This is a genomic window from Flavobacterium melibiosi (assembly GCF_048158545.1).
Lineage (GTDB): Bacteria > Bacteroidota > Bacteroidia > Flavobacteriales > Flavobacteriaceae > Flavobacterium > Flavobacterium melibiosi.
Window position 1 is genome coordinate 167,567 of record NZ_JBLNKU010000006.1, and the last position, 13,200, is coordinate 180,766.

Sequence of the window (13,200 nt, forward strand, 5' to 3'; positions counted from 1 at the left end):
TTCACATTAAACGTATTCTAGTTTTGAAACTGTATTTGAAAAGTTATTCCATACTGCAATTTCACTTTTCAAGTTGTCTATTTGCATTTGTATTAGTTCACTAATATTATGTATTATTTATTTGGTATGTATAAAACCTCAGCTTCTTCACGACCGCCAAAGTAGCAAAGTAAATCTTTTTTACTTACTGTCTTTTCAATGACATCACATAATGACTTGTCTTTGTCTAAAGAATTTTCATGTGATAGATTTATATATTCAAATGCGAAAAATTCGGCAACCTTCTTATCAAGCGTCCAGCTAATACGGAATTTACCTGATTTAATTTCTTTTTTTGTACAGCCTCTATAAATGGTTACTTCATCAGGTAGGTTATTGAAAAATTCTCTTTCTTCTTCATCCATCAAATGCTCTTTTTCAGGGCGAGTATCATTAAGATATCTTAAAATCAAAGCACTGTTTGTATGAGCGAAACTTGAACTTACATAACAATTTGCTACCATTTTCCAATAGATATTGTGGGGCATTGTATCGTAATGGGTTCTCAATACTTCGCCAAGGTTTTCAGTGTTTGACGAAAACATTCCATCCCAGTCAATAGTTTCTTTTTGAGTGATTAGCAATTCATCAAACCATTTTTTAATTTTATTTAAAGTTGGTTTAATTGGTCTTTCGTTTTCTAAAAAGTCTTTATAAGTTTCATTAAGAAAATCAGTTTGAAAATTCACACCCAGTTTGTCAGTTTCTTTATGTCTATCGGTTCTAGCACACATAAAATTAAAAGAGGATAATTGTATTTCATAACCAAATACTTTTGTTTGTTGGATATTTGTTTTAACTATATCATATTCAAATATAGCTCTATCTAATTCGTTTTGTGTCATATTATATTTTTGATTGATAGTGATTTTGTTTGTTGGTACAAAAGTGGTTTAAAGATTTTTTTTATATACTATTGTGTATTTCAAAAGAAGCTCAACAGAAGGTTTGTTAAAAACCTTCAAAAATACCCAACCCAAATAAAGCAAAATCGTACTTGACTGGGTCATTTGGGTCTAATAATCTTAATGAGTCATCGAGTTCATTTAAGGCTTTCCCATCATTTTGTTTTCGGGTAAGCAAGTCTAGTTTTCGAGCCACATTCCCTGAATGTACATCTAACGGACAAGAGAGCTTTGAAGGGGATATGTTTTTCCAAATCCCTAAATCAACTCCAGAATTATCATTTCTAACAAACCACCTAAGACACATATTAATTCTTTTTGCAACGGAACCCTTATTAGGGTCAGCAACATGTTTTCTTGTTCTGGATAAATGTGGTATTTCAAAAAAAGCTTCATTAAGGGCATGTATAGCTGGTTGAAGTGAAATTTCTGTTTGATTTTGAGTAAATATATTTTCTAAGCCACCTTTGTTAGTATAAATGTGTTTTAATGCATTGATAAAATGTTTAAAATCATCCGAGTTAAATGTTCTATGAACAAATCCATCTAATCTTTCCAATTGATAATCATCATGGCTCATAACAAAATCATACGGTGAATTACCTAATAAATCCATCATCCTATGACCATTTTTAGTAATCATTTTTCGATTTCCCCATGCAATAGTTGAAGCAAGAAATCCTGAAATTTCTATATCTTCTTTTAAAGAGTAACGATGAGGAACACTTATTGGGTCTGGTTCAATGAAGTCAATTGTATTATATTGGAGTACTTTAGAATCGAGAAAATCTTTTAACTCATTTTCTGGGACAACCATAATAGAAAGCTTTAAGGTATTATTTCCTTGCAAATATAATCCATTGTGCTTTTGTTAATGTTTTTTAATTGACCTTATTGTCAATAAAAGAGACTTATCGTTGGACTTATATAAAATTGTGGATATGCTTTTTAATTCATATATAGAAACTATTATTTATAAATTGCTTGTCTAATCGATTAATCGTAAATTTGAATAATTAACTTTCAAATAATGGATGATTTTTATAAACTTTTTGGTGGGTACGGTAATTATAAAAAACTAATGTCACACAGTGGTAATATGAATTCTATTACGGCATTATCAAGTCAACTCCATATTGCCAGTTGGGCTCAAAAAAGTAATGAAGACCTTATGTTAAAAGCTATTACTGGAAACTCATTACAGCTTTGGGAAACTCTAAATAAACCACCAAAAACTCCTGGCTATGTTGGAATGCCAATAACGATGGCTATAAGCCATTATATAAATAATTTTCCAAAAGCCAATCTTGCTTTTAATCTTAGTTCTTTAGCAAGTCCAATGGTTACTCTACAGCAACAATGGATGGAAAAAAATAATCAAAACTCATCCATATTAAACGCAGTAATGGGAAATACTGCTTCAATGTTAGCTGCATTTAATAATAGACCAAAGATTCCAGATTCAATAATTAGTGTTTTTGGTACGAACTGGTATAATTATGCAAATCAATCGAATATAGTTGATTCTACAATTAATGCTTTGGGGGTGTCTCAAAATAATGAAGTCTTTAAATCTTCTGAATTTATTCACGAAAAAGCAATTTTGAATAAATCTAAAGATAGATTTGTTGCAAATGTTAGCAAAATAATGACTGAGATTGGAGAGGTTGAAGATGAAGATTTAATTAATATCCAAGCACAATTTGATGAAGCATTAAAACAGGAAATTGCAGTTGCAGTTGCAACACCTATTTCATTATACACCTTCGAATTTATTATTAATAACTATAACGAGATAATTGAGAATTTTATCAAAGTTGGTGAAATTAGTAATGATGTAATAAAAAGTTTACTTCAAACCACTGATTTTAATTCAGCAAATTTTTCAGCTATGAACTGGTTTTTTGTAAATATTTTTATCGGTTGTGTCGGTGCATTTGTTTATGACAAAATCAAAAGCCCAAATGAAAAACACAGTTTGACTAAAATATCTATAAATGCTATAACAAAAAATAGTAAAACAATATTATCAAAACCACATGGGAATGGCAAAGTTATTTGTGATATTCCAGAATCAACTTTTATTATAATTGGAGCTTCCAAAGGAAAATATATTGAAGTCCGAGTTCAATTAAATGGTGCGACATATCTTGGTTGGACTATTAATGAAGATATATCTGAAAGATAATTTTACTTAGCTACGCTAATTACCCTTGTCAACATGTTTCTCCGGTGGATGGTGCGTAAAGACAATAAAGGAGTGGATTTAGGAATCTGGAAAACTATTTCTCCAGCTTCATTGTCCTGTCCTTTGGATGTACATTCCGGAAATGTCGCGCGAAAATTGGGAATACTGACACGAAAACAAAATGATGGAAAAGCATTAGCTGAATTGGATTTAAAACTCCGGGAATTCGATGCAAATGACCCTGTAAAATATGATTTTGCTTTATTTGGATTAGGTGTTTTTGAGGATTTTTAATTTATCTATTTATTACTATAATAAACTAAAAAAGAGTCACTCATTTAACTTTTTCTTTGTAGTAAAAATTAATTAAAATTAACTATTTTTGTCGTTCGTTACAATTTTAAATACCACAATGTTATAACTTTACTCATAGAATGAATTTAAACCCGCCCCATTTAATTCATTTTATTTTACTCTTTTTGATTCTTCTTATTCTGATTTTAATTATTCCATTAATTACAAATCAGTTGAGATATGAATTATACAAGTCTGGAATAAAATTCTCAAAAACTAAAACGAATGTTTTTTTAACATCGTTTTTATTCTCCTCTTTAGACCAAGAAGGTATCAAATCTGATATCAATCAATTCAAGAAAGAAATTCTTTTTGAAAAAAAATGGCGGTTATTAAACTTCAACGGTAAAGAAATTTGGTGAAGAAAAATTGCTAATTCATATTGAAGAGTTTCATAATTCCTGTAAAAAAATTAAACATGTTAAATCTTAATTATTAACCCAAATAAAACAATTAGACGATGAATACTGCTAAAAAAATTGTTTTGGCTGAAGATAATTCTATTCTTTTATTGCTACTGAAGTACCAATTAGAAAAAGAAGGATATAAACTATTAATCGCAGTGAACGGAAAGGAAGCAGTCGACTTAATAGAAGAACACAATCCTGATTTGATTCTGACCGACATTATGATGCCTTTTATTAGCGGACTAGAGGTAATCAGTCACGTGAGAAATAAATTAAATATGAAAACTCCAATAATCGTTTTTTCTTCAGCCGGTCAAGAGGAAATGGTTCTTAAAGCTTTTGACATGGGAGCTACTGATTTCATGAGTAAACCTTTAAGCCCTAACGAACTGGTAATCAGAATAAAAAAATTATTACGCTAATTTTTTAAACAAATTACCACAGGTAAATAAGATGAACGAAACTCAACATTTGATTGAATACTTTAAACAATCTCCATTCATTATCCAATTAGCATGGATTATAAGTGGTGTTTTTTTTGTATCTATAGTTCCTCTAATATTTTACCTGAAATATTTAAGAGGCCATTTGAGAGAAAATGAAAAGATTGTGGCAAAATATCAAAATGAATATGAACAATATCTAGTAACCTATTTATATACTGGAAATGAAGAAGAGGAAATCAGCTCAGACCAACAATTAATCATTAACAAATTAAAAAAATGCATAGTTGAACCGTTCAAAAGAAAGATTGTAATTTCAACGTTATTGAAGTTAAAAAATGAAATATCTGGAGAAATGGCAGAATCTATTCAAAAACTCTATTTTCAAACCGGACTTATAGATTATACTTTACCTAAACTGAGAAGTAAAAAATGGTATAGTCTTGCTAAAGGAATCAGAGAACTTAGACAATTTCAAGTAAAAGAAGCTCACGATGAAGTGATTATTTACATAAACCATCCAAAAAGAGAGGTTCGTAAAGAAATGCAATTGTATATGGTTAATTTATTTTATTTCGAAGGACTCGATTTTTTGAATGTTTTAGAAACTCCCTTGTCAGAATGGGATCAAATTCAATTACTGGAAGTGCTTCAAAGATTTGATAATCAAAAAATTCCTGATATTAAACCATGGTTGAAATCATCAAATGACTCAGTTGTTGTATTCGCTCTAAAACTTGCTAAAATTTACAATCAATTTGAAGCAAAAGATGAGCTTATTAATATGTTAGAGCATAAAAATAAAGATATAAGAATAGACGTAATTTTTGTGTTAAGCCATTTAATTGTCTTGGAAGCCAAAGAAGTTTTAAAAAACAATTTTGATATGCGAAGTCAAGAAGAACAAATTGCTTTTTTTAAAATGATGGAAAATTTATATGAGAATAGCGATGAACCTTTCCTATTGGAACATATTCATAATGAAAATTTTGAAATTAAGTTATCCGCACTAAAAATTTTGAAAGTTATCAATAGTGATAAGTTCAACAATATTAAGTTAGAGTCATTAGAACCGGAATTCTTGAGGATTGTTAATTTTATAGAAAATAATTAATTATGGCAAGTACGGAACAGATTTTAATCCTTTTAGTTCATTATTTATTTTTTATCTACAGCATTTCAGCTATTGGATCTTATATCATATTAGCTTTTATTTCTGCAATTGAGACAAAAGAATATATGAGGAAAAATAGCTTTGTAAATTACAAAGAAATATTAGCCTCGTCCATTTCTCCTTCTATTTCAATTATAGCCCCTGCATACAATGAAAGCTTAAATATTGTTGAAAATGTACGATCCTTGCTATCCAGCTATTATGTAAATTATGATGTGATTATAATAAACGACGGAAGTATAGATGACAGTCTGGACAAACTCATTAAAGCTTATAATTTAATTCAGGTAGATTACCTTGTCAATGAACAAATTCAAACAAAACCACTAAGGAATGGAATTTATAAATCTACTAATCCTGCATTTGAAAAACTGATTGTAGTTGATAAAGAAAATGGAGGAAAAGCAGATGCTTTGAATATGGGACTTAATATAAGTAATAACAAATATGTTGCATGCATAGATGTAGATTGTTTATTACTGGAAGAATCTCTTCAAAAAATGATAAAACCATTTTTAGAAACAACAAATGCTAAAGTAATAGCTGCTGGAGGTGTAATCCGAATTTCGAATTCATGTCTTGTCAAAGACGGAAAATTACACGATGTGAACTTTCCTGAAAAACTGCTTGAGAAAGGACAGATTCTAGAATACTTAAGAGCCTTTTTATTGGGAAGAATGGCTTGGAGCAGACTTAATGGTCTGTTAGTGATTTCAGGTGCTTTTGGTTTATTTGACAAAAAAATTGCTATTAAAGTCGGTGGTTACGACACAAAGACTGTAGGAGAGGACATGGAAATTGTTGTGCGAATGAGAGGCTATATGGAAGAACAAAAAGAGAAATACAAAGTGGCCTATATTCCTGATCCTCTTTGCTGGACCGAAGCTCCTGACAATTACAAAACATTTATTTCACAAAGAAACAGATGGACCCGCGGCACTATAGAAACGCTGAGAAGACATCGAAAAATTGGATTTAATCCTAAATACAATTCCTTGGGACTTTTAAGTTATCCCTATTGGTTTTTCTTCGAAAGAATGGCACCAATAGTAGAAGTGGCCGGTTTAATCTATTTTGGAATTCTTATAGCACTTAATCATGTGAGATGGGATTATTCATTAGCCTTTATCATTTTGGCCTATTTATTTACAGTCATATTTTCAATAGTTGCTATAATTACCGAAGAACTTACATATCATCAATATAAAAAGAAAGGAACAGGTTACAACCTTTTAAAAATTGCTTTTTTAGAACCTTTCGTCAATCATCCCTTCATTTTATATGCTGCAATTAGAGGAAATTTAGACTACTATTTTAACAAAAAAAAGAAATGGGGAGCTATGACCAGAAAAGGAATGGCAAAAGCTTAAAACTATAAAAAACATATTTAAATGAAGATTAAATTTACTTACCAAAACAGTTTAGAATATATTTACGCAACGGTTTCGTTGATAATTATTTTTTGCTTTTTAAGCTTAATTGAGGTGTTCAAAATTTTTGAAATACAACCATTCGCCTATAAATTATTAAATGATTTTTTTACCGGAATACTAATTGGAGTGTTATTTTTTCCACTGTATTTACTATTAAAATACATAAAAAATTCTTTAGGAATAATTATTATTAGAGTGCTATTCTCTGTTATCGCACTAATCCAACTTGGATTGATAGGATATAGTCTTACCACGCGTGTCAACCTTGGTGCTGACCTTGTAGGCTATTCTTATGACGACATTTACCATACCGTTACAACCTCTGTATCAATGTCTTTCACATTATTCTTGCCATTTATAGTCGTAATACTTCTTTACTTGGGACTTAATTGGCTTTTCCATTTATTTGGACATAAAATCAACCCAAAAATTCTACTTATAGTTGTATTCTTTTTTGGGAGTTTAAATTTATTAATTGCCAGCAGCAATAAACCTGCTTCCCAAAACAAATTAAATTTCTTGTTGAGTGACATCATAAGAGCTGAAAATGACAAAGCTTTGGCTTCGCAAGGAAGTATCTCTTTTAAGAAAGAATTCCCTTTGGAACAAGCCTCTGAAAACACCAAAGATGTATTGGCGCCTTTTTTTAATATTCATAAAGAGAAACCAAATGTGGTTTTTATTATTGTTGAAGGGCTTGGTAGTGATTTTATCGATGATGGTGAATATAAAGGCTTCACTCCTTACCTAGACTCCTTAACTTCGAAATCGCTCTACTGGGAAAATTTCGTAAGTAATGCCGGTAGAACATTCGGTGCGTTGCCTTCATTGATCGGTTCATTACCGTTTGGAGAAAATGGCTTTATGGAAATGAATCCACTACCTAAACACAATTCACTAATTAGTATCCTGAAATCAAACGGCTATACTACTTCTTATTATTGTGGAGCAGACTCAAATTTTGACAGAAAAAGAAGTTTCTTAGAATATAATGGTATCGATAACCTAATAGACATCGATAAATTTGGCCCTGAATATGTTGTAACCAAAAAAAACGACGCTGGTTTCTCGTGGGGGTATCCCGATTCTGAGATATTCAGAAAAACATTATCTGAATTGAAAGGTAAAAAAGAGCCTCGATTGGATATTGTAATGACACTTAGCAATCACGAACCATTTGCTTTTCCTTCTAAAAAAATGTACCTGGAAAAAGCGGAACGCATTTTGAAAACCAAATCGTATTTTGAAAAAAATAAGCTCAATGAATACAAAGACATATTTGCCTGTCTTCTATACACTGATAATTCGATTAAAAACTTCATGGAAGCCTATTCTAAAAGACCCGATTATGCCAATACCATTTTTATTATTACCGGCGATCACCGGTTAATCCCAATTCCTCAAAAAGATAATCTATCGCGCTTTCATGTACCACTATACATTTATAGTCCCATGCTAAAGAAAACAGCAAAATTCAAATCCATTTCTTCCCACCGTGATGTAACGCCAAGCTTAGTTTCTTTTTTAATGAATAATTACAAATTCAATAAATTGGAGAAAACTACCTGGCTGGGCACCGGTTTAGACACCGTAAGACAATTTAGAAATATTCACAGCATTCCAATGATGCGATACAAAGGAAGTATCAATGACTATATATACAAGGACTATTTTTATTCAGATGGGAATATGTTTAAAATTGATGAAGATTTCAATGTTAATGAGACCGACAACGACATGCTTGAAACAATAAGCAGTTCTTTTAATGATTTTAAAAGGCTAAACGCTTACGTAACCTCTAAAAATAAAATTACAAATTCCGCTAAAAGCTTTAAGAAACCTACTTATGAGTTTACTGCTGAGCAATTTTCGACAATCAAAAAATTAACAAAAGGATTGGATCGAGATCAAATTTTCTTTCTGGCAAGAGATTTAGCATTCAAAAAGGAGCATGAAAAAGCACGATTATTATGCAATTATATTTTGAATGACCTTCCTAATTATGGTGATGTAAGAACATTAAAAGGCAGAACATTAGCCTGGGATGGCGATTATAAAAATGCAGAAATAGAATTGCTGGAAGTAATCAACAGAACGCCCTTTTATGGTGATTCTTATTTAGCTATAATGGATGTTTATTGGTGGTCAGACCAAAATAAAAAAGTAGTTGCGATTGGAAAAAAAGCATTAGGAAATCAAATTAATAATGCTGAATTGGGTTATAAACTGGCACAAGCATACAAGAGAATGAACAATATTAAAGATTCGAATAAAACAATTGACAGCCTTTTGAAAATACATCCTGAGAATAAAGAATACTCAAATTTTAAAAAATCCTTAAAAAAATGATTTCAAAAATAATAAAACTGACTTTCATACTGGCATTTTTTGGTATCTTCCAAATGTCCGGACAAGAAATTAAATTTGACGGAGATCCGGATGCTTCTTTTGAAAACGCACGCAATTTAGCCTTTAACCAACAACGCAAACAAGCGCAGGACACCTTATTATTTATTTTGACTAAATATCCGGATTACCACGATATTCGCTCTTTTTTGGCAACGACATATTCTTGGGACGGCGAATATAAAAAAGCACGGAAAGAATTTGATTATATTTTAGAGAAAGACAAAGAGAGTAAAACGACTTGGATAGCCGCCATCAAAAATGAATTATGGGGCGACTTGCCTTATGTGGCAATTGAAATGACAAATAATGCTTTAAAAAAGTTCCCTAATGACGCAGAGTTATTGTATTTAAAGGCAAGTGCACAAGAAAAAACAAATAATCCATTAGAAGCATTAAATACACTTGAATTAATATTGACTCAAAATCCAGACGATCAGAAAGCCAAAGAATACAAGACGAGTTTAAACAATGATTTGAGTCGAAATGCAATAGGAATAACTTCTTCGGTGGATATTTATTCCGATGTTTTTGATCCAATGCAATATTATGCACTGACGTACAGGCGACAAACTAAATATGGAAGCATTATAGGGCGAGTTAATTTTAACAGAAGATTTAATGAAAATGGATTACAATATGAAGTTGATTTATATCCAAAAATTGCAAAAGGTCTTTATGCTTATGTCAATATTGGCCTGTCAAAATCTTTTCTATTTCCAGATGTAAGATATGGTTTGGAATTCTATAAATCTTTACCAAAAAGCTTCGAAGTTTCCTTAGGAATCCGAACTTTGAAGTACAGCACAACAACCAACATATATACGGGTTCATTGGGTTGGTATACTGGAAATAGTTATTTGGCTTTTCGTCCTTATTTCACTCCGGGAGAAACAGGAACCAGTAAATCAGGTACTTTGACCTACCGTAAATACCGAAGTGATGCGGATAATTACTTAGGTGTAGCACTTAGCGTAGGTTTTTCACCTGAAATTAATCAATTCAACATCAATGAAGATGCGGCAAAATTCGTCGACTTAAAGGCCCAAAGAATTAATCTTAGCTATTATTTTACTTCATCAAATAAACAAAACGCTTGGGGAACCCAATTTGGAGTTTCACACCAAGAAATAATCTTTGACCAAGGAAATTACTTTTGGATTTATTCAGTTGCTTTGTCATGGGAGTTAAAATTCAAGTAAAAACAACACCTAAAAAAACTACCTTATTTAGTAGATTGAAGTCGATTTTATAACATTACTTTCAAAAAGACTATCTTTGCACAAAATTTAAGCAAATGAGTACTTTCGAACAATTCAATCTCCCCAAATCTGTACAAAAGTCAATAGATGATTTAGGATTTACTTCTCCAACTCCCATCCAAGAAAAAACTTTTTCTGTGATTATGTCTGGAAGAGATATGATGGGAATTGCACAAACTGGTACTGGTAAAACATTTGCCTATTTGTTGCCTTTATTAAAATTATATAAATTTACTCCGGGACATACTCCTAAAATAGTAATTCTGGTTCCTACGCGTGAACTTGTCGTGCAAGTAGTGGAAGAAGTAGAAAAATTGACAAAATACATGTCGGTTCGTACCGTTGGCATTTTTGGAGGTGTCAACATCAATACTCAAAAAACAACCGTTTATCAAGGCTGCGACATACTAGTGGGAACTCCAGGAAGAATCATGGATTTAACGCTAGATAATGTAATTCGTTTTGAAGAAATGCAAAAACTAGTTATTGATGAGTTTGATGAAATGCTTAATTTAGGTTTCCGTACCCAATTGACCGCTATCTTGGCCATGATGCCTAAAAAACGTCAAAACATCCTGTTTTCAGCAACTATGACGGATGAAGTAGATGCTATTTTGAATGATTATTTTGATTATCCGGAAGAAGTTACGCTTTCAGCATCAGGAACTCCTTTGGAAAACATCAAACAAATTGCCTATAATGTTCCCAATTTCAATACCAAAATAAACCTTCTGAAACACTTATTGCAAAACAACGAAGACATGAGTCGTGTTCTGGTATTTGTCAATAATAAGAAGATTTCAGATATGGTTCACGAACGAATCGAAGAAGATTTTGAAGGTCAGTTTGGGGTAATTCACTCGAATAAATCTCAAAATTATCGTTTGAGTACGATGGCTTCTTTCCAAGAAGGAAATTTACGTGGTTTGATTACCACAGATATTATGGCAAGAGGTTTGGATATTTCAAATATCACCCACGTTATCAATTTCGAAATGCCTGAAATGCCGGAATTGTATATGCACAGAATTGGTAGAACCGGTCGTGCAGATGCTACAGGAACAGCAATAAGTCTTATCGCACCTCGTGAAGAAGAATCTAAAGTCGAGATAGAAGTGCTGATGAACATGGAATTAGCAATCGAAGCTTTCCCAGAAACAGTTGAAGTTTCATCAAAATTAATCGAACCTGAAAAAGACAGGCAACCAATTAAGTTTATGATGAAAAAACAGAAGCTTGACGGAGATGGCGCTTTTCAAGAAAAAAGTAAAAAGAATAAGAAAGTCAATTTAGGTGGACCTGGTGTAACCAAGAAAAAAACACACGGTTCAGTAAATAGAAACATGCTAAAAACCAGAGACAAAAAGAGAAAAGACAAGAATAAATAGTAAATTAAAAAGGCTAAAAATGGCACTCATTTTTAGCCTTTTTTCTTGAACCATATACTCTGTTTTATTTTAATTCCTTGTAAAAACCAAACAAACCGGAGAACACAAAGCAATCTTTTTTCCAGTATCTGTAAGTGCTCCCGTAGTTTTATTCCTTTTAAAAATCACCACATCATTAGTATATTGATGTGCTACCAGAAGAAAATTCCCGGTTGGATCAATGGCAAAATTTCTAGGCCCTTTTCCCAAAGTACTGGTTTGTCCTTTCAATAATAATTTTCCATTTTTTAGAATTTTAAAAATTGTAATGTTATTTGCTTCACCGCGATTAGAAGCATATAAGAACTTCCCGTCAGGCGAAATATGAATATCTGCCGAGCTGAAAGTTCCTTTGAAGCCTTTTGCTAAAATAGTGGTTTCATTAATCTTTTTCAACATCCCGTTTGAGTAACTAAATACGGTTAACGCTCCGTCAAGTTCCTGTAATAGATAAACAAATTTACCGTCTTTGCTAAAGGTTAAATGTCTTGGTCCACTTCCAGATTTTACAGCAACACTATCTTTTAATTCTAAAACAGTACTTGCAGCATTAGGATTATAGGCATACGAATATACTTTGTCATTCCCTAAATCGTTAGACAAAACAAACTTTTTATCTGGAGAAAAATGAACCATATGCACATGAGGACTTTCTTGTCTTTGTACATTAATTCCTTTTCCATAATGTTGAATAACTTGCTTTGCTTCGGCAAGACTTCCGTCGTTATTTTTACCAAAAATAGAAATATTCCCACCAGAATAATTAGCAACAATCACATTTTTATCATCGTTTATAATGTAACAAGGATCAGCGCCTTTTGAACTTTGTTTGTTGATTAAGTCTAATTTTCCGCTTGATGGATTGTAACTAAAAGAACTTACCGTACTTTCAGCACCAAACTCATTTACGGAATAAATAAAGTTATTCTCCTTTGAAACCGTCAAATAACTCGGATTTATAACTTTTTCAGTTGCATTTTTAAAACTGAAATCCCCTGTTTTTGAATCAAAATCATATACATAAATTCCTTTGCTGTCACAACTTTGGGTGTAGGTTCCAATCAGCAAATTGAATTTATTTTTTTGTGCCTGAATACTTGTAAAAATGAAAATTAATAGAAGAACAGCAAACGGTTTTTTCATGTTTTTAAATTTTATTGAA

Annotated in this window: 10 protein-coding genes and 1 pseudogene; 8 read left to right on the plus strand and 3 right to left on the minus strand. The window is 31.6% G+C overall.

What is annotated here, in order from left to right; genetic code table 11:
• Nucleotides 1–113: 113 nt before the first annotated feature.
• Entirely contained in the window at nucleotides 114–884 is a 771-nt protein-coding gene (locus ACM55F_RS09430) for a hypothetical protein (RefSeq protein ID WP_416853550.1), read from the minus strand.
• Nucleotides 885–990: 106 nt separating this feature from the next.
• On the minus strand, nucleotides 991–1,761 hold the full coding sequence (locus ACM55F_RS09435; RefSeq protein ID WP_416853551.1) for a TIGR02757 family protein: 771 nt from the start codon (nucleotides 1,759–1,761) through the stop codon (nucleotides 991–993).
• Nucleotides 1,762–1,974: 213 nt separating this feature from the next.
• Here ACM55F_RS09435 and ACM55F_RS09440 point away from each other — a divergent pair, with 213 nt between their 5' ends.
• The 8 genes and pseudogenes from ACM55F_RS09440 to ACM55F_RS09475 all read left to right on the plus strand — a co-directional run bounded on the left by ACM55F_RS09440 (nucleotide 1,975) and on the right by ACM55F_RS09475 (nucleotide 11,999).
• The gene (locus tag ACM55F_RS09440) at nucleotides 1,975–3,132 is read left to right on the plus strand and encodes a hypothetical protein (protein WP_416853552.1); all 1,158 of its coding nucleotides are present in this window, start codon (nucleotides 1,975–1,977) and stop codon (nucleotides 3,130–3,132) included.
• A 27-nt stretch (nucleotides 3,133–3,159) separates the two neighbouring features.
• Nucleotides 3,160–3,426, plus strand: a pseudogene (locus tag ACM55F_RS09445) (DUF2400 family protein); the annotation flags it as partial.
• A 520-nt stretch (nucleotides 3,427–3,946) separates the two neighbouring features.
• Complete coding sequence (locus ACM55F_RS09450) at nucleotides 3,947–4,315, plus strand: response regulator transcription factor (RefSeq protein WP_416853553.1); 369 nt, start codon at nucleotides 3,947–3,949, stop codon at nucleotides 4,313–4,315.
• Nucleotides 4,316–4,346: 31 nt separating this feature from the next.
• On the plus strand, nucleotides 4,347–5,450 hold the full coding sequence (locus tag ACM55F_RS09455; protein ID WP_416853554.1) for a HEAT repeat domain-containing protein: 1,104 nt from the start codon (nucleotides 4,347–4,349) through the stop codon (nucleotides 5,448–5,450).
• Between the two features lie 2 nt (nucleotides 5,451–5,452).
• A complete protein-coding gene (locus ACM55F_RS09460) occupies nucleotides 5,453–6,880 on the plus strand; it encodes a glycosyltransferase family 2 protein (protein WP_416853555.1) in 1,428 nt (475 codons plus the stop codon).
• A 21-nt stretch (nucleotides 6,881–6,901) separates the two neighbouring features.
• Nucleotides 6,902–9,292 carry a sulfatase-like hydrolase/transferase gene (locus ACM55F_RS09465; protein ID WP_416853556.1) on the plus strand — a complete coding sequence of 797 codons (2,391 nt, stop codon included), beginning with the start codon at nucleotides 6,902–6,904 and terminating at the stop codon, nucleotides 9,290–9,292.
• On the plus strand, nucleotides 9,289–10,551 hold the full coding sequence (locus ACM55F_RS09470) for a YaiO family outer membrane beta-barrel protein (protein ID WP_416853557.1): 1,263 nt from the start codon (nucleotides 9,289–9,291) through the stop codon (nucleotides 10,549–10,551). The genes ACM55F_RS09465 and ACM55F_RS09470 overlap by 4 nt, the downstream gene beginning before the upstream one ends.
• Nucleotides 10,552–10,646: 95 nt before the next feature.
• Nucleotides 10,647–11,999 (plus strand): DEAD/DEAH box helicase, encoded by a 1,353-nt coding sequence (locus tag ACM55F_RS09475; protein WP_416853558.1) that lies wholly within the window; start codon nucleotides 10,647–10,649, stop codon nucleotides 11,997–11,999.
• Between the two features lie 69 nt (nucleotides 12,000–12,068).
• Here ACM55F_RS09475 and ACM55F_RS09480 read toward each other — a convergent pair whose 3' ends face one another.
• Nucleotides 12,069–13,181 carry a lactonase family protein gene (locus ACM55F_RS09480; RefSeq protein WP_416853559.1) on the minus strand — a complete coding sequence of 371 codons (1,113 nt, stop codon included), beginning with the start codon at nucleotides 13,179–13,181 and terminating at the stop codon, nucleotides 12,069–12,071.
• Nucleotides 13,182–13,200: the final 19 nt, after the last annotated feature.